This is a genomic window from Hazenella coriacea, assembly GCF_004341825.1.
GTDB lineage: Bacteria > Bacillota > Bacilli > Thermoactinomycetales > Thermoactinomycetaceae > Hazenella > Hazenella coriacea.
The window spans coordinates 16,138-33,923 of the sequence record NZ_SMAG01000004.1 but is presented as its reverse complement, the minus strand read 5'-3'; the positions used below and the strand labels follow the sequence as shown (position 1 = coordinate 33,923).

The 17,786-nt window shown below is 43.3% G+C and carries 33 protein-coding genes; all 33 read left to right on the top strand.

The window, feature by feature from the left end; genetic code table 11:
* Positions 1–21: 21 nt before the first annotated feature.
* The 33 genes from rplB to rpsI all read left to right on the top strand — a co-directional run bounded on the left by rplB (position 22) and on the right by rpsI (position 17,616).
* A complete protein-coding gene (gene rplB / locus EDD58_RS08975; RefSeq protein WP_131924600.1) occupies positions 22–855 on the top strand; it encodes a 50S ribosomal protein L2 in 834 nt (277 codons plus the stop codon).
* A 42-nt stretch (positions 856–897) separates the two neighbouring features.
* Complete coding sequence (rpsS, locus tag EDD58_RS08970; RefSeq protein WP_131924598.1) at positions 898–1,179, top strand: 30S ribosomal protein S19; 282 nt, start codon at positions 898–900, stop codon at positions 1,177–1,179.
* Between the two features lie 31 nt (positions 1,180–1,210).
* Entirely contained in the window at positions 1,211–1,543 is a 333-nt protein-coding gene (rplV, locus tag EDD58_RS08965; protein WP_131924596.1) for a 50S ribosomal protein L22, read from the top strand.
* Between the two features lie 27 nt (positions 1,544–1,570).
* Complete coding sequence (gene rpsC, locus EDD58_RS08960) at positions 1,571–2,236, top strand: 30S ribosomal protein S3 (protein ID WP_131924594.1); 666 nt, start codon at positions 1,571–1,573, stop codon at positions 2,234–2,236.
* 3 nt (positions 2,237–2,239) lie between these two features.
* Positions 2,240–2,662 carry a 50S ribosomal protein L16 gene (gene rplP / locus EDD58_RS08955; protein WP_131924592.1) on the top strand — a complete coding sequence of 141 codons (423 nt, stop codon included), beginning with the start codon at positions 2,240–2,242 and terminating at the stop codon, positions 2,660–2,662.
* On the top strand, positions 2,659–2,874 hold the full coding sequence (rpmC, locus tag EDD58_RS08950) for a 50S ribosomal protein L29 (RefSeq protein WP_131924590.1): 216 nt from the start codon (positions 2,659–2,661) through the stop codon (positions 2,872–2,874). Before rplP ends, rpmC begins: the two co-directional genes overlap by 4 nt.
* Positions 2,871–3,137, top strand: coding sequence for a 30S ribosomal protein S17 (rpsQ, locus tag EDD58_RS08945; RefSeq protein WP_131924588.1), 267 nt, complete (start codon positions 2,871–2,873; stop codon positions 3,135–3,137). The genes rpmC and rpsQ overlap by 4 nt, the downstream gene beginning before the upstream one ends.
* Positions 3,138–3,177: 40 nt before the next feature.
* Positions 3,178–3,546, top strand: a complete 369-nt coding sequence (gene rplN / locus EDD58_RS08940; protein ID WP_131924586.1) for a 50S ribosomal protein L14 — start codon at positions 3,178–3,180, stop codon at positions 3,544–3,546.
* A 56-nt stretch (positions 3,547–3,602) separates the two neighbouring features.
* Positions 3,603–3,980, top strand: coding sequence for a 50S ribosomal protein L24 (gene rplX / locus EDD58_RS08935; protein ID WP_131924584.1), 378 nt, complete (start codon positions 3,603–3,605; stop codon positions 3,978–3,980).
* Between the two features lie 27 nt (positions 3,981–4,007).
* The gene (gene rplE, locus EDD58_RS08930; protein ID WP_131924582.1) at positions 4,008–4,550 is read left to right on the top strand and encodes a 50S ribosomal protein L5; all 543 of its coding nucleotides are present in this window, start codon (positions 4,008–4,010) and stop codon (positions 4,548–4,550) included.
* Positions 4,551–4,598: 48 nt separating this feature from the next.
* The gene (locus EDD58_RS08925; protein WP_131924580.1) at positions 4,599–4,784 is read left to right on the top strand and encodes a type Z 30S ribosomal protein S14; all 186 of its coding nucleotides are present in this window, start codon (positions 4,599–4,601) and stop codon (positions 4,782–4,784) included.
* 25 nt (positions 4,785–4,809) lie between these two features.
* Positions 4,810–5,208 carry a 30S ribosomal protein S8 gene (gene rpsH / locus EDD58_RS08920; protein WP_131924578.1) on the top strand — a complete coding sequence of 133 codons (399 nt, stop codon included), beginning with the start codon at positions 4,810–4,812 and terminating at the stop codon, positions 5,206–5,208.
* A gap of 27 nt (positions 5,209–5,235) precedes the next feature.
* Positions 5,236–5,775, top strand: coding sequence for a 50S ribosomal protein L6 (rplF, locus tag EDD58_RS08915; RefSeq protein ID WP_131924576.1), 540 nt, complete (start codon positions 5,236–5,238; stop codon positions 5,773–5,775).
* Positions 5,776–5,811: 36 nt separating this feature from the next.
* A complete protein-coding gene (gene rplR, locus EDD58_RS08910; RefSeq protein ID WP_131924574.1) occupies positions 5,812–6,180 on the top strand; it encodes a 50S ribosomal protein L18 in 369 nt (122 codons plus the stop codon).
* A gap of 47 nt (positions 6,181–6,227) precedes the next feature.
* Complete coding sequence (gene rpsE, locus EDD58_RS08905) at positions 6,228–6,695, top strand: 30S ribosomal protein S5 (RefSeq protein ID WP_131924986.1); 468 nt, start codon at positions 6,228–6,230, stop codon at positions 6,693–6,695.
* A gap of 6 nt (positions 6,696–6,701) precedes the next feature.
* On the top strand, positions 6,702–6,896 hold the full coding sequence (gene rpmD / locus EDD58_RS08900; RefSeq protein WP_207903285.1) for a 50S ribosomal protein L30: 195 nt from the start codon (positions 6,702–6,704) through the stop codon (positions 6,894–6,896).
* Positions 6,897–6,929: 33 nt separating this feature from the next.
* Entirely contained in the window at positions 6,930–7,370 is a 441-nt protein-coding gene (gene rplO, locus EDD58_RS08895) for a 50S ribosomal protein L15 (protein WP_131924570.1), read from the top strand.
* A complete protein-coding gene (gene secY, locus EDD58_RS08890; RefSeq protein WP_131924569.1) occupies positions 7,370–8,674 on the top strand; it encodes a preprotein translocase subunit SecY in 1,305 nt (434 codons plus the stop codon). The genes rplO and secY overlap by 1 nt, the downstream gene beginning before the upstream one ends.
* Positions 8,675–8,787: 113 nt before the next feature.
* Complete coding sequence (locus EDD58_RS08885) at positions 8,788–9,441, top strand: adenylate kinase (RefSeq protein WP_131924567.1); 654 nt, start codon at positions 8,788–8,790, stop codon at positions 9,439–9,441.
* Positions 9,438–10,184 carry a type I methionyl aminopeptidase gene (map, locus tag EDD58_RS08880; protein WP_131924565.1) on the top strand — a complete coding sequence of 249 codons (747 nt, stop codon included), beginning with the start codon at positions 9,438–9,440 and terminating at the stop codon, positions 10,182–10,184. The genes EDD58_RS08885 and map overlap by 4 nt, the downstream gene beginning before the upstream one ends.
* A 20-nt stretch (positions 10,185–10,204) precedes the next feature.
* Complete coding sequence (locus EDD58_RS08875) at positions 10,205–10,513, top strand: KOW domain-containing RNA-binding protein (protein WP_131924563.1); 309 nt, start codon at positions 10,205–10,207, stop codon at positions 10,511–10,513.
* 4 nt (positions 10,514–10,517) lie between these two features.
* A complete protein-coding gene (infA, locus tag EDD58_RS08870) occupies positions 10,518–10,736 on the top strand; it encodes a translation initiation factor IF-1 (protein WP_131924561.1) in 219 nt (72 codons plus the stop codon).
* Positions 10,737–10,800: 64 nt separating this feature from the next.
* Complete coding sequence (gene rpmJ / locus EDD58_RS08865) at positions 10,801–10,914, top strand: 50S ribosomal protein L36 (RefSeq protein ID WP_022738894.1); 114 nt, start codon at positions 10,801–10,803, stop codon at positions 10,912–10,914.
* 19 nt (positions 10,915–10,933) lie between these two features.
* The gene (gene rpsM, locus EDD58_RS08860) at positions 10,934–11,302 is read left to right on the top strand and encodes a 30S ribosomal protein S13 (RefSeq protein ID WP_131924559.1); all 369 of its coding nucleotides are present in this window, start codon (positions 10,934–10,936) and stop codon (positions 11,300–11,302) included.
* 21 nt (positions 11,303–11,323) lie between these two features.
* Complete coding sequence (gene rpsK / locus EDD58_RS08855) at positions 11,324–11,722, top strand: 30S ribosomal protein S11 (protein WP_131924557.1); 399 nt, start codon at positions 11,324–11,326, stop codon at positions 11,720–11,722.
* Between the two features lie 167 nt (positions 11,723–11,889).
* Positions 11,890–12,834, top strand: coding sequence for a DNA-directed RNA polymerase subunit alpha (locus tag EDD58_RS08850; RefSeq protein WP_131924983.1), 945 nt, complete (start codon positions 11,890–11,892; stop codon positions 12,832–12,834).
* A 24-nt stretch (positions 12,835–12,858) separates the two neighbouring features.
* The gene (rplQ, locus tag EDD58_RS08845; RefSeq protein WP_131924555.1) at positions 12,859–13,251 is read left to right on the top strand and encodes a 50S ribosomal protein L17; all 393 of its coding nucleotides are present in this window, start codon (positions 12,859–12,861) and stop codon (positions 13,249–13,251) included.
* A gap of 79 nt (positions 13,252–13,330) precedes the next feature.
* Complete coding sequence (locus tag EDD58_RS08840) at positions 13,331–14,179, top strand: energy-coupling factor transporter ATPase (RefSeq protein ID WP_131924553.1); 849 nt, start codon at positions 13,331–13,333, stop codon at positions 14,177–14,179.
* Entirely contained in the window at positions 14,155–15,018 is an 864-nt protein-coding gene (locus EDD58_RS08835) for an energy-coupling factor transporter ATPase (protein ID WP_131924551.1), read from the top strand. The genes EDD58_RS08840 and EDD58_RS08835 overlap by 25 nt, the downstream gene beginning before the upstream one ends.
* The gene (locus tag EDD58_RS08830; RefSeq protein ID WP_243648691.1) at positions 15,015–15,809 is read left to right on the top strand and encodes an energy-coupling factor transporter transmembrane component T family protein; all 795 of its coding nucleotides are present in this window, start codon (positions 15,015–15,017) and stop codon (positions 15,807–15,809) included. The genes EDD58_RS08835 and EDD58_RS08830 overlap by 4 nt, the downstream gene beginning before the upstream one ends.
* 7 nt (positions 15,810–15,816) lie before the next feature.
* Entirely contained in the window at positions 15,817–16,581 is a 765-nt protein-coding gene (gene truA / locus EDD58_RS08825; RefSeq protein ID WP_131924549.1) for a tRNA pseudouridine(38-40) synthase TruA, read from the top strand.
* A 183-nt stretch (positions 16,582–16,764) separates the two neighbouring features.
* Positions 16,765–17,202, top strand: coding sequence for a 50S ribosomal protein L13 (rplM, locus tag EDD58_RS08820; protein ID WP_131924548.1), 438 nt, complete (start codon positions 16,765–16,767; stop codon positions 17,200–17,202).
* 21 nt (positions 17,203–17,223) lie between these two features.
* Complete coding sequence (gene rpsI, locus EDD58_RS08815) at positions 17,224–17,616, top strand: 30S ribosomal protein S9 (RefSeq protein WP_131924546.1); 393 nt, start codon at positions 17,224–17,226, stop codon at positions 17,614–17,616.
* Positions 17,617–17,786 lie beyond the last annotated feature (170 nt).

The window sequence follows — 17,786 nt, the reverse complement described above, 5'->3', positions numbered from 1 at the left end:
TAACAAAGGAGGGAAAATAAAGTGGGCATTAAACATTTTAGACCGACGACTCCATCTCGTCGTCATATGACCGTATCCACATTTGAAGAGATCACCACAGATCAGCCTGAGAAATCTTTGCTTGTGAGTCTGCCAAAGAAAGCTGGACGTAACAACCAAGGAAAAATCACAATGCGCCATCATGGTGGTGGACACAAACGTAAATACCGGATCATTGACTTTAAACGTAACAAAGATGGCATTCCAGGCAAAGTTGCCACGATCGAATACGATCCAAACCGCTCTGCTAACATTGCATTAATCCACTATTCTGATGGTGAGAAGCGTTATATCCTCGCTCCAAACGGACTTAAAGTAGGTCAAACGATCATGTCAGGTCCTGAAGCGGATATCCGTGTAGGTAATGCATTGCCATTACGTAATATTCCACTAGGTAGTGTGATTCACAATATCGAGTTGAAACCAGGTCGTGGAGGACAATTGGTTCGTGCAGCAGGTGCATCTGCTCAACTTCTTGGTAAAGAAGGAAAGTACGCAATCATTCGTCTAACTTCTGGAGAAACTCGCATGATCTTGATCGAGTGTCGTGCAACCCTTGGTCAAGTAGGTAATATCGACCATGAATTGATTACTGTTGGTAAAGCTGGACGCTCTCGTTGGTTGGGTAAACGTCCAACTGTTCGTGGATCTGTAATGAACCCGAATGATCACCCACACGGTGGTGGTGAAGGTCGTACACCAATCGGTCGTAAATCACCAGTTACACCATGGGGTAAACCAACTCTTGGTTACAAAACCCGTAAGAAAAATAAAGCGTCTGACAAATATATCGTTCGTCGTCGTAAACAGAAGTAATTTTGGATGTGAATTAGCCTCACTTGAAGGGAGGTTGACTGTATGGGCCGCAGCCTGAAAAAAGGACCATTTGCAGATGATCACCTACTGAAAAAAGTAGAACAGCTCAATGAGAAGAACGAAAAACGTGTCGTTAAAACCTGGTCACGCCGTTCCACGATTTTCCCGGATTTTGTTGGTCATACCTTCGCTGTGCATGATGGGCGCAAACACGTCCCTGTCTATGTGACTGAAGATATGGTTGGGCATAAACTAGGAGAGTTTGTTCCAACTCGTACTTACAGAGGTCATGCTAGCGATGATAAGAAATCGAGAAGACGGTAGAGGTTAGGTTAACGAGAGAGGAGGTAAAAATATGCAAGCAAAAGCTATTGCACGCAATATTCGTATCGCTCCACGCAAAGCGCGTCTGGTGATCGATTTGATCCGCGGCAAGTCTGTGGAAGAGGCACTCGCCATTCTTCGCTTTACTCCTCGTGCCGCCTCTCCGATCATTGAAAAAGTTCTTTCGTCAGCCGTAGCAAACGCAGAACATAACTACAATATGGATTCTAGCAGCTTGGTTGTTGAAAAAGCTTTTGTTGACGAGGGGCCCACGATGAAACGTTATTTGCCCCGCGCCCAGGGTCGTGCGAGCAGAATCAATAAACGTACGAGCCACATTACTGTGGTTGTATCTGAAAAATAATCTGTTTAATTAAGGAGGTGCAAAGCTTTGGGTCAAAAGGTTAATCCAGTTGGTCTACGTGTGGGTGTCATCCGTGACTGGGATTCAAAATGGTATGGCGGAAAAGACTATGCTGATCTTTTACATGAAGACATTAAAGTACGTGACTTCATTAAAAATCGTTTGAAAGATGCAGCTGTTTCCCGCGTAGAGATCGAACGGGCAGCAAACCGCATCAACATCGGCATTCATACTGCTAAACCTGGTATGGTCATTGGTAAAGGTGGATCAGAAGTTGAAGCACTTCGTCAATCTCTTGCCAAATTGACCAACAAGAAAGTTCATATCAACATTAATGAAGTTAAAAACCCTGAGCTTGATGCTTATCTAGTAGCTGAAAATATTGCACAACAATTGGAACGTCGTGTGTCTTTCCGTCGTGCAATGAAACAAGCTATGCAACGTACATTACGTTCTGGTGCTAAAGGGATCCGTACTACGGTTTCTGGACGTTTGGGTGGAGCTGATATCGCTCGTAGTGAAGGTTATAGTGAAGGAACTGTACCTCTTCATACGCTTCGTGCTGATATCGATTATGGTTTTGCTGAAGCTCATACCACTTATGGTCGTCTCGGCGTAAAAGTTTGGATCTATCGTGGAGAAGTTCTCCCTACTCGCACAAACAAAAAGGGAGAAACGAAAGGAGGCGAGTAATCGATGCTATTACCAAAACGTGTGAAGTTTCGTCGTCAACACCGCGGCAAAATGAGAGGTCGTGCAAAGGGCGGTACGGAAGTAGCATTTGGTGAATACGGTTTGCAGGCCCTCGAGCCATCTTGGATTACCAACAGGCAAATCGAGGCAGCACGTATTGCGATGACTCGCTATATCAAACGGGGCGGTAAAGTCTGGATTAAGATTTTCCCTGACAAACCTGTAACCCAAAAACCTTTAGAGGTACGGATGGGTAGCGGTAAAGGTTCCCCGGAAAAATGGGTTGCGGTTGTAAAACCAGGTAAAATCATGTTTGAATTAGCGGGTGTTCCGGAAGAAATAGCACGTGAGGCTATGCGTCTTGCAGCTATGAAACTTCCAATCAAAACAAAATTTGTTAAACGTGAAGCAGGTGGTAACGAATGAAGGCAAAAGAGCTAATCGAGTTGACCACCGCCGAGATCGAGCAAAAAATTGCTACGTACAAGGAAGAACTGTTTAACCTCCGTTTTCAATCAGTTACTGGGCAATTGGAAAATCCAGCGCGTCTGAGTCAAGTTCGCAAAAACATTGCCCGTTGTAAAACCGTTCTTCGGGAACGCGAACTGGGGATTGAAGAAAGGAGGAAACAGGGATGAACGAGCGTACGTCTCGCCGCAAGGTACGTATCGGCAAAGTGGTCAGTGATAAAATGGATAAAACGATCGTCGTCACTGTAGAAACCTACAAGAAAGATCCGCTTTATGGAAAGCGCGTAAAATACAGCACAAAATTTAAAGCTCATGATGAAAACAACAAAGCTAAAATTGGCGACATTGTTAAAATCATGGAAACTCGTCCGTTATCCAAAGATAAGCGTTGGCGTTTGGTGGATATCGTTGAAGAAGCGGTTATCATCTAATCGAAGTTTTGCTTGATGGACGCGGGAAGGAGGGAAACAGATGATCCAATCTCAAACTCGACTTCGTATAGCTGACAACTCTGGTGCAAAAGAAATTATGTGCATTCGAGTCTTAGGTGGTTCTAGAAAGACTTCTGCTGGTATCGGTGATGTTATTGTTGCTTCTGTCAAACAAGCAACACCAGGTGGCGTTGTCAAGAAAGGTGATGTAGTGAAGTGCGTAGTAGTTCGTACCAAACGTGCAACTCGCCGTCCTGATGGCTCCTATATCCGTTTCGACGAAAATGCTGCTGTTGTCATTAAAGAAGATAAAAGTCCACGTGGAACTCGGATTTTTGGACCAGTAGCTCGTGAATTGCGGGATCGCGACTTCATGAAAATTATCTCTTTGGCACCGGAAGTGCTGTAAAGTGTTGGGATCCTAAATCTTAGAGACTACACTCCGGAAGTAAGGAGGTGCCGAGCATGTCCGGTAAACCAAATAAATTTCATATTAAAAGTGGAGATACAGTCATTGTAATGCGTGGTAAAGAAGCTCCTTATTTCGATGAAAATGGGAAAAAAGTGTACACGAAAGGTCGTGTCATCAAAGTTTTCCCAAAAGAGAATCGTGCTTTGGTTGAGGGTGTGAATATGATTAAAAAACATTCCCGTCCTTCCCAAGCGAATCCTCAAGGTGGAATCATCGAGAAGGAAGCTGCAATCCATCTCTCCAATCTAATGATTGAAGACCCGAAAACAAAACAACCTACACGAGTCGGTTACAAATTTGTTGAGGGAAAAAACAACAAAGAGAAAAAAGTTCGCTACGCTAAAAAGTCTGGCGAAATTCTAGATAAGTAATTCTGCTAAAGAAGGGAGGTTCACCTGATGGCAGCTCGTTTGAAAGAACAGTACCAAAAAGATGTTGCTTCTGCTATGTTGAAGAAATTCAACTACAAATCTAGCATGCAAGTACCAAAGATCGAAAAAGTTGTAATCAACATGGGTGTAGGTGAAGCTGTAGGAAATCCAAAAGTTCTGGATAATGCAGTGGAAGATTTGACCACTATTTCTGGTCAGAAGCCAGTAATCACTCGTGCTAAAAAGTCAATTGCTGGTTTTAAACTTCGTGAGGGAATGCCAATCGGTGTTAAAGTAACACTTCGCGGAGAGCGTATGTATCATTTCCTTGATAAACTAATCAATGTTGCTTTGCCACGGGTGCGTGACTTCCGCGGAGTATCTCCAAAATCCTTTGATGGACGCGGAAATTACACCCTCGGTTTAAAAGAACAGTTGATCTTCCCAGAGGTCGTTTATGATAAAGTTGACAAAGTTCGTGGTATGGATGTTGTAATCGTTACAACTGCTAATACCGATGAAGAGTCACGTGAACTACTCACATTGATGGGAATGCCATTCCGTAAGTAGTGAAATCTTGGTTCGGACCTAAATCTGATAGTAAAAGGAGGGAATCCGTTGGCCAAGAAATCAATGATTATAAAATCTCAGCGTAAGCCGAAGTATAAAGTTCGTGAATATACACGTTGTGAACGCTGTGGTCGGCCACATTCGGTATACCGTAAGTTTCGTCTCTGTCGTATTTGCTTCCGTGAGTTGGCTTACAAAGGTCAGATTCCCGGTGTAAAAAAAGCAAGCTGGTAATTGATGAAGGAAGGAGGGGTCTCGCATGGTGATGACAGATCCGATTGCAGATATGCTGACAAGAATCCGTAATGCGAACATGGTACGCCATGAAAGTGTTGAACTTCCTGCTTCTCGTATGAAAAGGGAAATCGCTGAGATTCTAAAGCGTGAAGGTTTTATCCGTGATGCAGAGTACATTGAAGATAGCAAACAAGGGATTTTGCGGATCTTCTTAAAGTACGGATCAAACAATGAAAAAGTAATCACGGGCCTGAAGAAAATTAGCAAGCCAGGTCTGCGTGTTTATGCGAAATCAAATGAAATTCCACGTGTTTTACGCGGTTTAGGTATTGCCATCTTGTCTACCAATAAAGGTGTAATGACTGATAAAGAGGCACGCCAGCAAAAAGTAGGCGGAGAAGTAATCGCGTACATTTGGTAAGATCGTTTATGGATGGAGGTGAATGGAATGTCTCGTATCGGAAGAAAACCGATCGTTGTACCAACCGGTGTTGAAGTAAAAATCGATGGTCATACAGTTACTGTGAAAGGTCCAAAAGGAACTTTATCTCGTGACTTCCATTCCGATATCGCCATCAAGCTGGAGAACAACGAAGTGATTGTTGAGCGTCCAAGCGATCACCGCACACATCGTGCGCTACATGGAACTACTCGCAGCCTTGTTGCAAATATGGTTGAAGGTGTATCCAAAGGTTTCTCCAAAACGCTGGAGTTGGTTGGTGTCGGATATCGTGCTTCGAAAAAAGGCAATAATGTAGTATTAAACGTGGGTTACTCTCATCCAGTGGAAGTAACTCCAGAAGAAGGTATTGAAATCGAAGTTCCTTCTCAAACTCAAATTATTGTACGTGGAATCGACAAAGAAAAAGTTGGCGCACAAGCTGCTAACATTCGTGCCTATCGTGAGCCTGAGCCTTACAAAGGTAAAGGAATTAAGTATAGCGATGAGCGTGTTCGTCGTAAAGAAGGTAAAACCGGTAAGAAGTAAACTAATCGCTTAATATAGAAGGGAGTGAGCTAGACCGTGATTCAAAAAGATGATCGCAACAAAAAGCGTAAAAAACGCCATCTGCGTGTTCGTAAAAAACTTTTTGGCACGGCTGAGCGTCCTCGCCTCAATGTTTTCCGTTCTTCGAAAAACATCTATGCTCAATTGATCGATGATCAAACAGGCACAACCCTTGCTTCTGCATCTTCCTTAGATGTTGAACTTAAAGGGAAAGGCGAAAGTGGCGCAACAGTTGACGCTGCACGCAAAGTCGGAGCACTGATCGCACAACGTGCGAAAGAAAAAGGCTGCGAAAATGTTATTTTTGACCGTGGTGGATATATTTATCACGGACGTGTAAAAGCATTAGCTGATGGAGCAAGGGAAGGAGGTCTAGACTTTTGAGCAGACAAGAGAAGCCACGCAAAAGAGATGCTGCACAGTCTGAGTTTATGGAGAAAGTGGTTAGCATCAACCGCGTAGCAAAGGTTGTTAAAGGTGGTCGCCGCTTCAGCTTTAGTGCTCTTGTAGTTGTCGGTGACGGAAAAGGCAGAGTGGGTGCTGGCATCGGAAAAGCCGCAGAGGTACCAGAAGCAATTCGTAAAGGCATTGAAGAAGCGAAAAAGAACCTGATCTCTGTTCCTCTCATAGGAAGCACAATTCCTCATGATATCATCGGTCATTTTGGAGCAGGAAAAGTTCTTCTTAAGCCAGCTTCCAAAGGTACTGGTGTAATTGCGGGAGGTCCTGTGCGTGACGTATTAAACGTTGCTGGTGTAGGGGATATCCTTACAAAATCGACTGGTTCAAACAACCCAATCAATATGGTTCGTGCAACATTAACCGGATTACAAAGTTTGAAACGCCCTGAAGATGTAGCAAAATTACGCGGTAAAACCGTAGAAGAATTGTTAGGATAAGGAGGGATGACCGTGGCAACGAAACTGGCGATTACCCTCAAGCGGAGTATGATTGGCCGTCCTGAAGTGCAACGTGTCACCCTGCGCACGCTCGGTCTGCGTAAACGGGAACAGACCGTTCTTCATCAAGATAGTCCGGCCATTCGTGGGATGATCAATCAAGTTAAACACTTGGTTGAAGTCAAAGAAATCAATGAATAGTGTGCAGGATACGTTGAAGAGGAGGTGCGAAGAGTGAAACTACATGAGTTAAAACCTGCTCTAGGGTCTCGTAAAACGAAAAAACGCATTGGCCGCGGAGTTTCTGCTGGTCAAGGTAAAACAGCAGGAAAAGGACATAAAGGACAAAAGGCACGCTCAGGTGGTGGCGTTCGTCCAGGCTTTGAAGGTGGGCAAAACCCTATCTACAGACGTCTACCTAAACGAGGATTTACCAATCCAAATCGTGTAGAGTATGCTGTTATTAACTTGGATGTTTTAAACCGCTTTGAGGATGGTACTGAAGTAACTCCTGAATTGCTTTTGAAAACTGGAGTTGTACGAAATCTTAAAGATGGTTTGAAAGTGTTGGGTGACGGTGAACTAACCAAAAAGTTGACAGTGAAAGCAAATAAATTTTCACAAGCCGCGACTCAAAAAATTGCCGCCGCTGGTGGAGCGACGGAGGTAATCTAATGATTCGGAACCTGGGCAACATCTTTAAGGTGGAAGATCTTCGTCGGCGCATTTTATTTACTCTGATGATGTTAGTCGTGTTTCGGGTCGGAAGCTTTATTCCGGTTCCGAACACGAATCCGGAAGCACTCCGTGCACTAATGAACGAAACTCAAGGGGTTTTTGGCTTACTTGATGTCTTCTCTGGTGGCGCATTTACAAACTACTCCATCTTTGCACTAGGAATCTTTCCATACATCACAGCTTCGATTATTGCACAGTTGTTGACGATGGATGTCATTCCAGCTTTTGCTCGTTGGGCAAAAGAAGGTGAGGCAGGACGTCGGAAGCTAGCACAGTTTACTCGTTATTTTACGATTGTGCTTGCCTTGATTCAGTCGATTGGTATGTCGATCGGGTTTAATAATGCAGCTGGACAGGGTTTTGTTCAGGGAGGTAGCTTTTGGGATTTTGCACTAATCTCACTTACACTCACTGCGGGGACAGCTTTCTTAATGTGGATTGGTGAAAAGATCACGGAAAAAGGGATTGGTAACGGAATTTCTATCCTGATCTTTGCAGGGATCATTGCTGCAATTCCAACACAGATTACGCAAGTGTATACCACTCTGTTTACAACCCCTAATGCTCCAGTCTTCTTAGGAATCTTAAAAGTTGTCGGGATCTTAGCTGTCGTGCTAATCGTTATCATTGGAGTTATCTATATCCAACAGGGTGTTCGTAAACTTCCTGTTCAGTATACAAAGCGTGTAGTCGGACGTAAAATGTACGGTGGTCAATCCACACACATTCCATTAAAAGTAAACGCAGCTGGAGTGATTCCTGTTATTTTTGCGCTATCTCTCTTATATTTCCCAGCGACAATTGCGCAGTTTTGGGCAGGTAATCCAATCGCTGATTGGGTGATCAAGAACATTCGTGCTGATGAATTTGGTTTTGGAATGGTTTTATATGTGGTCTTGATCATTGGGTTTACTTACTTCTATACATTTGTACAGATTAACCCTATTCAATTAGCTGATCAGATGAAGAAAAACGGCGGGTTTATTCCTGGCATTCGCCCTGGTAAAAACACATCCACCTATTTGACCCGGGTAATGAATCGACTCACTCTAACGGGTGCATTTTTCTTGGCGGCTGTGTCAATTTTACCGGTCTTCATGGTCGTTATTGCAGACTTGCCTCAATCAGTTCAAATTGGTGGTACAGCTTTGCTAATCGTCATCGGGGTAGCCCTTGAGACGATGAAAACGATTGAAAGCCAATTGATCAAACGCCACTACAAAGGGTTTATGAATAAATAGGTTGACATCGTGACCCCCGGACATACTCCGGGGAACTATGCATGAGCAGGATTGAATGATTCATTTCTGCCTGCGAACCGCCCGTAACGGATGAAAACGGGGAGGGATAATGCTTGAATATCGTATTGATGGGTTTGCCTGGAGCAGGAAAAGGAACTCAAGCAGCTAAGATTATTGAAGAGTTTCAGATCCCCCATATCTCCACAGGTGATATGTTTCGGGCAGCGGTAAAAGAAGAAACCCCACTTGGATTAGAAGCAAAGTCTTTCATGGATCAAGGTCAACTGGTTCCTGACCGGGTAACGATTGGTATTGTTCGTGAACGGTTAGGTAAAGATGATTGTGCAACTGGTTTTCTCTTAGATGGTTTTCCGAGAACTGTGCCACAAGCTGAAGCATTAGACGAATTGACTAAAGATCTTGCTAGAGAATTAGATATGGTTCTCTATATTGAAGTGGATGAAAATGAATTATTAACACGTCTTACTGGTCGTCGAATCTGCCGTAATTGTGGAGCTACCTACCATGTGGTTTTTGCACCTACCCAAAAGGAAGGTATCTGTGATCGTTGTGGTGGAGAACTCTATCAGCGGGATGATGATAAACCTGAAACTGTTGCTAAACGTCTATCCGTTAACTTAGAACAAACCCAACACTTGTTGAAGTACTATGAATCAACGGGTAAAGTCCATCGTGTGGATGGAACACAAACCATTGATCAAGTGACTGAGTCTATATTGTCACTAGTTAGAGGCATATCTAAATGATCATCCTAAAATCAGCAAACGAGTTGGAACGCATGAGACAAGCAGGAAAAATCGTATATTTAACTCATCAGGAGTTAAAGAAGGCGATCCATCCTGGTGTCACTACGAAAGAACTGGACCGAATAGCAGAGCGCATGATTAAAAAATATGGGGCTACTCCTTCATTTAAAGGTTATAATGGTTTTCCAGGAAGTATCTGTACCTCTGTCAATGAGGAACTTGTACATGGAATCCCAGGGAATCGAAAGCTTTCTGAAGGGGATATCATCTCTATTGACATCGGTGCTTGTTATGAAGGCTATCATGGTGATTCTGCTTGGACTTACCCTGTGGGTAAAGTTTCACCTGAAGCTGAAAGGTTACTTAAGGTGACAGAAGCGTCTCTCTATAAAGGTTTAGAGCAAGCAAAACCTGGAGTGCGTATGGGTGATATTGCTCATGCGATTCAAGCTGTTGCTGAAGAAGCGGGCTTTTCAATTGTCCGGGAGTATGTAGGACATGGAGTTGGACAAAGTTTGCATGAACCCCCAAGTGTCCCAAACTATGGAGTTCCAGGCAAAGGACTTCGTCTCAAGCAAGGAATGACTCTAGCCATAGAACCTATGGTGAATGCTGGAAAGCGTTTTGTTCGTACTCTTGATGATGATTGGACGGTTGTAACTACAGATGGTTCATTGTGTGCTCACTTTGAGCATACTGTCGCGATTACGGATGAAGGCCACGAGATTCTAACTACAGCTTGATCAGGTGAAGGGTGATAGACGTGACAGAAGTTGACAGTCGACCCCAGCTTGGGCAAATCGTTCGGGTTTTACGGGGACGAGAAGCTGGTTGTTATGCGATTGTCATCGGTTTTGAAAAACCTCACTTCGTTTGGTTGGCTGATGGGGACCAGCGAAAATTCGACCGTCCCAAAAAGAAAAACGTGAAGCATATTCAGCTAACCAATCAGGTAGTTGAAGAAGTGGCTAACGTAATTAATGAGCTCGGTCGTGTGAATAACGCAAAGTTGCGGTACGCCCTAAACCAATACCTGCTCCAACATAATCAAAGTGAGCAGAAAGGAGAGTGAGTCGATGGCCAAGGAAGATGTGATCGAGGTAGAAGGGGTTGTAAGAGAACCCTTACCAAATGCAATGTTTAAGGTAGAGTTGGAGAACGGTCACGAGGTGCTCGCTCACGTCTCTGGCAAGATTCGTATGCATTTCATCCGTATTCTGCCAGGTGACAAAGTGACAGTTCAACTCTCTCCGTATGACTTAACCCGTGGACGGATCACTTATCGCTATAAATAATTTCGTCACATGGTGAATCACTTGGTTCGATAAGGGTCTGTCAAAAGACAGGAGGTAACCATCAATGAAAGTAAGACCATCGGTGAAGCCCATTTGCGAGAAATGTAAAGTGATTCGTCGCAAAGGAGCCGTAATGGTAATCTGTGAAAATCCTAAACACAAACAAAAACAAGGTTAACAGACGGGAGGTGTAGCGTATGGCACGTATTGCAGGTATCGACTTACCACGTGAAAAGCGCGTTGAGATCGCCCTCACCTACATCTATGGAATTGGTCGTTCTCAATCAAGCAAAATTTTGGAAGCTACCGAGATTAAAGCTGATACACGCGTTCGTGATCTAACTGAGGAAGAAATCGCAAAGTTACGTAGTTATATTGATAAAAACTTGGTGGTTGAAGGGGATTTACGTCGTGAAACAGCCCTTAACATCAAGCGTTTGATCGAAATCGGATCTTATCGTGGAATTCGCCATCGTCGTGGTTTGCCAGTTCGTGGTCAACGTTCCAAAACAAATGCACGTACCCGTAAAGGTCCACGTCGTACGATTGCAAATAAAAAGAAATAGTCGAAGTAAGGAGGGAAAACAGTGGCTAAACGTAAAACTACTACTCAACGTGTAAAACGTCGTGCTAAAAAACACGTGGAGTCTGGTGTAGTACACATTCGTTCTACCTTTAATAACACCATCATCACCATTACAGATCCACGCGGTAATGCCGTTGCTTGGGCAAGTGCTGGAACCATGGGCTTTAAAGGTTCACGGAAAAGCACTCCATTCGCTGCTCAAATGGCAGCTGAGCAAGCAGCTAAAACAGCGATGGAAAGCGGTATGAAATCTGTTGAAGTAATGGTAAAAGGACCTGGATCTGGTCGTGAAGCAGCGATCCGTTCTCTGCAAGCGGCAGGCTTAGAAGTAAATCTCATCAAAGACGTCACACCAATTCCTCATAATGGATGCCGCCCGCCGAAACGTCGCCGTGTGTAAGTATTCACTTCTTTCTTAACAAGTCCGTGGTTTAATTTGGGAGAAGTTTGTGTATACTGGATAGGACACGTGGACTCTAGCCATTCCGTATTTACACAACAGCCTAGTCACCAGTTGGTGAGATAACGCCCGGAACGCGACGTTCTGAAGGAGGGTTTGTGAGCCGTATGATTGAAATTGAAAAGCCGAAGATCGAAGCTGTAGAAGTCAGTAACGATCATCGATACGGAAAATTTGTGGTGGAACCCTTGGAACGCGGATACGGCACTACTCTTGGCAACTCGTTACGCCGTATCTTGCTGTCCTCTTTGCCTGGTGCGGCCGTCACATCCATCCAGATTGATGGGGTATTGCATGAGTTTTCCACGATTCCTGGAGTGGTTGAGGATACAACAGAGATTATCCTTAACATCAAACAGCTATCTTTAAAGATTCACTCAGATGAAGAGAAGGTTCTTGAAATCGATATTGATGGACCTGGAGATGTCAAAGCGAGTGATATTCGTGCTGATAGCGATGTGGAGATTTTGAATCCAGATCTACACATCGCTACGTTGGCTGAAGGAGCTCATCTTCACATTCGTATGATAGCTGATCGTGGTCGCGGATATGTATCCGCTGATAAAAACAAGCGAGAAGATTTACCGATCGGCGTTATTCCAATTGATTCGATCTATACACCAATCGAACGAGTTAACTATCAAGTGACTAATACTCGTGTTGGACAAGTAACCAACTACGACAAGTTAACACTTGAAGTATGGTCGGATGGAAGTCTCTTACCAGATGAAGCAGTGAGCTTAGGTGCTAAGATTCTGAACGAACACCTGATGTTATTTGTTGGCTTGACTGATGAGGCTAAAGAGGCTGAAATCATGGTCGAAAAGGAAGAGGACAAAAAAGAAAAAGTGATGGAGATGACGATCGAAGAGTTAGATCTCTCTGTCCGTTCTTATAACTGTCTCAAACGTGCGGGAATCAATACTGTACAAGAACTTACGCAGAAATCAGAAGAAGATATGATGAAAGTCCGCAACTTGGGACGAAAATCGCTGGAAGAAGTACAAGAAAAATTAGAAGAGCTTGGACTTGCCTTGCGCAGCGATGATTAATACTTGCAGGGGGAGGGAAATTCGATGGCACACTCTAAGTTAGGTAGAGATACAGCAGCTCGGAAAGCATTATTCCGTGATCTTGTTACCGACTTAATCATTAATGAGCGTATTCAAACAACAGAGTCGAAGGCAAAAGAAGTTCGTTCAATCGTGGAAAAACTGATTACCCTCGGCAAACGTGGAGATCTTCATGCTCGTCGTCAAGCAGCTGAGTTTGTTCGTACCACTCGTTCAAACACTGTGAAAGATGGAGAAGAGATTGTCCATAACAAACAAGTGGATGCAGTCAAGAAATTGTTTGAAGAAATCGCTCCTCGTTATCAAGAGCGTAATGGCGGTTATACACGAATTCTCAAAATAGGACCTCGTCGTGGTGATGGAGCTCCAATGGCTTTCCTAGAATTGGTGAAGTAACCAAATCTGTAGATGAAAGGGTGAGGGCAGGATCTTAACCGGTCCTGACATCAACCCTTTTTCTTTTTGAGGAGAATAAATGAACCCATTGATTCAAGTTTCAAACGTATGGTTTGATTACCTTCCAGATGAAACCCCGAAAGATAAGTGGGTCTTGAAAAATGTGAACCTCACCTTTCAAAAGGGTGAGTATGTAAGCATCATCGGTCCGAATGGTTCTGGGAAGTCAACCCTTGCACGATGTCTAAATGGGCTTCTTCTTCCTGTAGAAGGAGATGTTTCTGTTAATGATAAGTTTACCCATTCGGAGGCTGATTTATGGGAAATTCGACGGTGGGTAGGAATGGTTTTTCAAAATCCAGATAATCAAATCGTTGCTACATCTGTACAAGATGATGTTGCGTTTGGTCTTGAGAACTTGGGAGTACCACGCGAAGAAATGATCGTACGAATCCATGAAACTTTAGAAGCCATTGGTTTGAGTGGAATGGAACAGAGAGAGCCACACCATTTATCAGGTGGTCAAAAACAAAGGCTTGCAATTGCTGGGATTTTGGCGATGCGACCCGAATTAATTGTTTTTGACGAAGCGACTTCAATGTTAGATCCACAAGGAAGGCAAGATATCCTTACGATCATTCGCCAGTTACACCAAAGGGGAACAACTGTGATTCATATCACTCATTCAGCTCATGAGGCTTTTCTAGCTCATCGAGTGATTGTGATGGCAGAAGGAGAAGTACAACTGGATCTGCCCACTACTGAGCTTTTTCCTAAAGCGATGATGCTAAAACAATGGGGATTGGACGTACCATTATCTGTTGAACTTCATCAGCGACTGATTCAGCATGGTTGGTCGCTTCAAACAGAAATCTCTAAAACAGAGGATCTGGTGAATGAACTATGGAGATTCTTATCCAAGGACTAAATCACATTTATATGCCAGATACTCCTTTTGAAAAACAAGCCTTGCGTGATATTGATCTTCAGATAGATAGTCATTCATTTGTTGCTATATTAGGTCCAACAGGGTCTGGGAAGTCTACGTTGATTCAAACTTTGAGCGGTTTATTACGTCCTACATCTGGAAAAATCCACATAGGTCCTTATGTGATAGATAAAGAGAGCAAGGATTTGTTCCAAGTTCGTCGTCATGTGGGTGTGGTATTTCAATACCCCGAGCACCAATTGTTTGAAGAAACCGTAGCCAAAGATATTGCATTTGGACCTCATAATCAAGGACTATCTGAATCAGAAATCGAGGAACGGGTTTCCCAAGCGATGAAGTGGGTAGGTCTATCCCCTGAATTGGCAAGTCGCTCACCTTTTCAACTGAGCGGCGGTCAGATGAGGCGAGTAGCAATTGCTGGAATTTTAGCGATGCAACCCGATATTTTGATTTTGGATGAACCTACCGCTGGACTTGATCCGCAAGGGCAAAAAGATTTACTTGATACGATTTATCGATTGCATAAGGAACGGCAGTTTACTGTGATCTTAGTCACTCATCATATGGATGATGCTGCGAGGTATGCAGATCACTTATATCTTATGTCAGAGGGACAATGTGTGTTGAACGGCACAGCCAAGCAGGTATTTTCACAACCAGATCGTTTGCGTCAACTTCAATTGGACCTTCCTGAAATTACTAAGTTGATCATGCAACTCAATCAACGACTTTCTCCACCTTTATCTACCGATATGTTCGCTTTGGAAGATCTCGTATCAGCTCTTCTGGCTCGTAGAGAAAGAGAGGAGATTAAGTGAATCAATTTGTAATGGGTCAGTATATACCCGGGAACTCTCCTCTGCATCGCTTTGATCCTAGAGCTAAATTATTATTTGTATTTGCCTATATGCTGATTGTCTTTCTAGCAAACAATGTGTGGTCATATAGTCTATTATTGCTATTTACGATTATTGGGATCTATTTTTCTCAAATATCCCTAAAGATCTTATACCGAGCTGTGAAGCCGGTCATTTTTCTAATCATTTTCACCGCAATCCTTCATTTGACTATGACAAAAGGTGGAGAAATCCTAATCCAATTCTTCTTCATTACTGTATATGAAGAAGGAGTTCGACAAGCAATCTTTATTTCAACTCGTTTCTTTTTACTTGTGGTGATGGCTTCATTATTAACCTTTACCACGTCCCCCATTGATTTAACAGATGGATTAGAACGTCTATTACAACCATTTAAGAAGTTAGGACTCCCTGCACATGAATTTGCTTTAATGATGTCGATTGCTCTCCGCTTTATTCCAACCATCTGGTCGGAGACAGAGAAAATTAAAAAAGCACAAATGGCAAGAGGAGTAGACTTTGATCGAGGCTCAATCTTGAAACGGGTTAAAAGTTATATCCCTGTGCTGATTCCACTATTTGTTTCTGCTTTCCGTCGGGCTGAAGACCTTGCTTTAGCCATGGAAGCTCGTGGTTATCGGGGAGGCACAGGAAGAACCAAATTAAAGATTCTTCGGTATCATTTAAGAGATCTGATTCTCCCGCTCATCTTTCTATTTCTTCTAGTAGGCTTGTGGTGGTTAAGAAAGTAGGAGTTAGATGAAAAAGGTTCGGCTGGTTATTGCATATGATGGAACTGATTTTTCCGGCTTTCAACGTCAACCTGAGCAACGTACCATCCAAGGGACATTAGAAGAAGCATTGACTGCACTCACAGGAGAAGAAGTGACGATTCATGGCTCAGGTCGTACGGACGCAGGGGTACATGCACAAGGGCAAGTGTGTCATTTTACGACAACGAGCCCGATCCCATCTGAAAAATATGCTTATATCCTCAGAAGGATGTTACCTAGGGATCTCAGTGTGTTGAGTAGTTCGAAAGTACCATTTGATTTTCATGCTCGTAAGAGTGCTTGTTGGAAGACATATCGCTACCAGATTGACACCCAGCCCATTTCTAATATATTTACTCGTCGATTTCGCACTCATATTCCATACAGCCTTGACCTTGAACCCATGCGAAAAGCGGGAGAGCTCCTCATCGGAACCTTCGACTTTACCTCTTTTTGTTCGGCAAAGACAGAAGTGATCGATCGAGTTCGAACGATTTATGATTGTCGTGTGATCAAAGACGAACAAGGACTTTATATTGAGCTAACAGGAAATGGATTCTTATATAATATGGTAAGAATTATCACAGGGACTTTGGTGGAGATCGGTAAACATCATCGTTCAGTCGAAGAGATTCCACAGATGATTCAAGCTCATGATCGTACCTTTGCAGGTCCTACTTTGCCACCCGAAGGATTGGTTTTGATGAGGGTGGGTTATACACCTTGGGAACGAGAAGATTCGATGATCTAGCGAGGCGTTTTCTTGACAATTAAGCGTTTTTGGGGTATGATAACGCTTGGTATTTTCCACTCCACGCCCCGGTGGATGAAGTTCGGCGCAACATCAAATGATTTTAAAAAATGCTTCTAAATGCTTGATATTTAGCTTTCGATATAACGGAGATTCCGTTAAGTTAGAAGAGGAGGGAAATAGATGCGTACCACATATATGGCTAAACCATTAGAAGTAGAACGGAAATGGTATGTGGTGGATGCAAAAGGGAAAACCCTTGGGCGTTTAGCAACCGAAGTAGCGACTTTGCTACGCGGTAAACATAAACCACAATTCACCCCACATGTAGATACAGGTGACTTCGTCATCGTGATCAATGCATCTCAAGTAGAATTAACAGGTAAAAAGTTAGAGCAAAAAATGTACTATCGTCACACTGGATATCCAGGTGGACTCAGAGCGACTTCTGCGGGAGACTTACGTGCAACCCGTCCAGAGCGTATGATTGAACTTGCTGTAAAAGGCATGCTTCCAAAAGGAACATTAGGTCGTCAACAACTTAAAAAATTAAAAGTCTACGCAAGCTCCGAACATCCTCATGAGGCACAACAGCCGATTGAGTGGGAATTGCGCGGATAATAAAAAAAGGAGGTACCAATCATGGCACAAATTCAATTTTATGGAACCGGTCGCCGTAAAGAATCAGTTGCCCGAGTACGCCTCGTTGCTGGAGATGGCCGTATCGTAATCAATGGTCGTGATATCAATGATTACTTTGGTATGGAAACTCTAAAAGCAATTGTACGGCAACCACTCGTGTTGACTGATACCGCAGATCGTTATGATGTACTTGTAAAAGTGAATGGTGGAGGATTTACCGGACAAGCTGGAGCGATTCGCCACGGCGTTGCTCGTGCACTCCTCAGAGTGGATGCTGAACTCCGTCCTTCCTTGAAAAAAGCTGGCTTCTTAACCCGTGACCCACGGATGAAAGAACGTAAAAAATACGGTCTTAAAGCAGCCCGTCGTGCACCTCAGTTCTCCAAACGTTAATATTACTGTTATATCAATGTTTATACAACCCTTTCTCACATCAGATGAGAAAGGGTTTTGTATTTGCTATGAAGAATAGGCTCTATCTTTGCTATATAAACTTTAAACGATATGGAAAAATAAGATGTATTAAGTTTTGAATATTGGATTGACTCTTACGCTAACGTCAG

Bases quoted from the DNA above. Each gene is read 5' to 3' on its own strand.
- rpmJ (WP_022738894.1), top strand. From the start codon at position 10,801: ATGAAAGTAAGACCATCGGTGAAGCCCATTTGCGAGAAATGTAAAGTG.
- rpmC (WP_131924590.1), top strand. From the start codon at position 2,659: ATGAAGGCAAAAGAGCTAATCGAGTTGACCACCGCCGAGATCGAGCAA.
- rpsH (WP_131924578.1), top strand. From the start codon at position 4,810: ATGGTGATGACAGATCCGATTGCAGATATGCTGACAAGAATCCGTAAT.
- rplQ (WP_131924555.1), top strand. From the start codon at position 12,859: ATGGCACACTCTAAGTTAGGTAGAGATACAGCAGCTCGGAAAGCATTA.
- rplV (WP_131924596.1), top strand. From the start codon at position 1,211: ATGCAAGCAAAAGCTATTGCACGCAATATTCGTATCGCTCCACGCAAA.
- rpsQ (WP_131924588.1), top strand. From the start codon at position 2,871: ATGAACGAGCGTACGTCTCGCCGCAAGGTACGTATCGGCAAAGTGGTC.
- infA (WP_131924561.1), top strand. From the start codon at position 10,518: ATGGCCAAGGAAGATGTGATCGAGGTAGAAGGGGTTGTAAGAGAACCC.
- EDD58_RS08835 (WP_131924551.1), top strand. From the start codon at position 14,155: ATGGAGATTCTTATCCAAGGACTAAATCACATTTATATGCCAGATACT.
- rplX (WP_131924584.1), top strand. From the start codon at position 3,603: ATGTCCGGTAAACCAAATAAATTTCATATTAAAAGTGGAGATACAGTC.
- rpsI (WP_131924546.1), top strand. From the start codon at position 17,224: ATGGCACAAATTCAATTTTATGGAACCGGTCGCCGTAAAGAATCAGTT.
- map (WP_131924565.1), top strand. From the start codon at position 9,438: ATGATCATCCTAAAATCAGCAAACGAGTTGGAACGCATGAGACAAGCA.
- rplM (WP_131924548.1), top strand. From the start codon at position 16,765: ATGCGTACCACATATATGGCTAAACCATTAGAAGTAGAACGGAAATGG.
- rpsS (WP_131924598.1), top strand. From the start codon at position 898: ATGGGCCGCAGCCTGAAAAAAGGACCATTTGCAGATGATCACCTACTG.
- EDD58_RS08840 (WP_131924553.1), top strand. From the start codon at position 13,331: ATGAACCCATTGATTCAAGTTTCAAACGTATGGTTTGATTACCTTCCA.
- rplF (WP_131924576.1), top strand. From the start codon at position 5,236: ATGTCTCGTATCGGAAGAAAACCGATCGTTGTACCAACCGGTGTTGAA.
- rpmD (WP_207903285.1), top strand. From the start codon at position 6,702: ATGACCGTGGCAACGAAACTGGCGATTACCCTCAAGCGGAGTATGATT.
- secY (WP_131924569.1), top strand. From the start codon at position 7,370: ATGATTCGGAACCTGGGCAACATCTTTAAGGTGGAAGATCTTCGTCGG.
- rplE (WP_131924582.1), top strand. From the start codon at position 4,008: ATGGCAGCTCGTTTGAAAGAACAGTACCAAAAAGATGTTGCTTCTGCT.
- rplP (WP_131924592.1), top strand. From the start codon at position 2,240: ATGCTATTACCAAAACGTGTGAAGTTTCGTCGTCAACACCGCGGCAAA.
- truA (WP_131924549.1), top strand. From the start codon at position 15,817: ATGAAAAAGGTTCGGCTGGTTATTGCATATGATGGAACTGATTTTTCC.
- rpsM (WP_131924559.1), top strand. From the start codon at position 10,934: ATGGCACGTATTGCAGGTATCGACTTACCACGTGAAAAGCGCGTTGAG.
- rpsE (WP_131924986.1), top strand. From the start codon at position 6,228: ATGGAGAAAGTGGTTAGCATCAACCGCGTAGCAAAGGTTGTTAAAGGT.
- rplN (WP_131924586.1), top strand. From the start codon at position 3,178: ATGATCCAATCTCAAACTCGACTTCGTATAGCTGACAACTCTGGTGCA.
- EDD58_RS08850 (WP_131924983.1), top strand. From the start codon at position 11,890: ATGATTGAAATTGAAAAGCCGAAGATCGAAGCTGTAGAAGTCAGTAAC.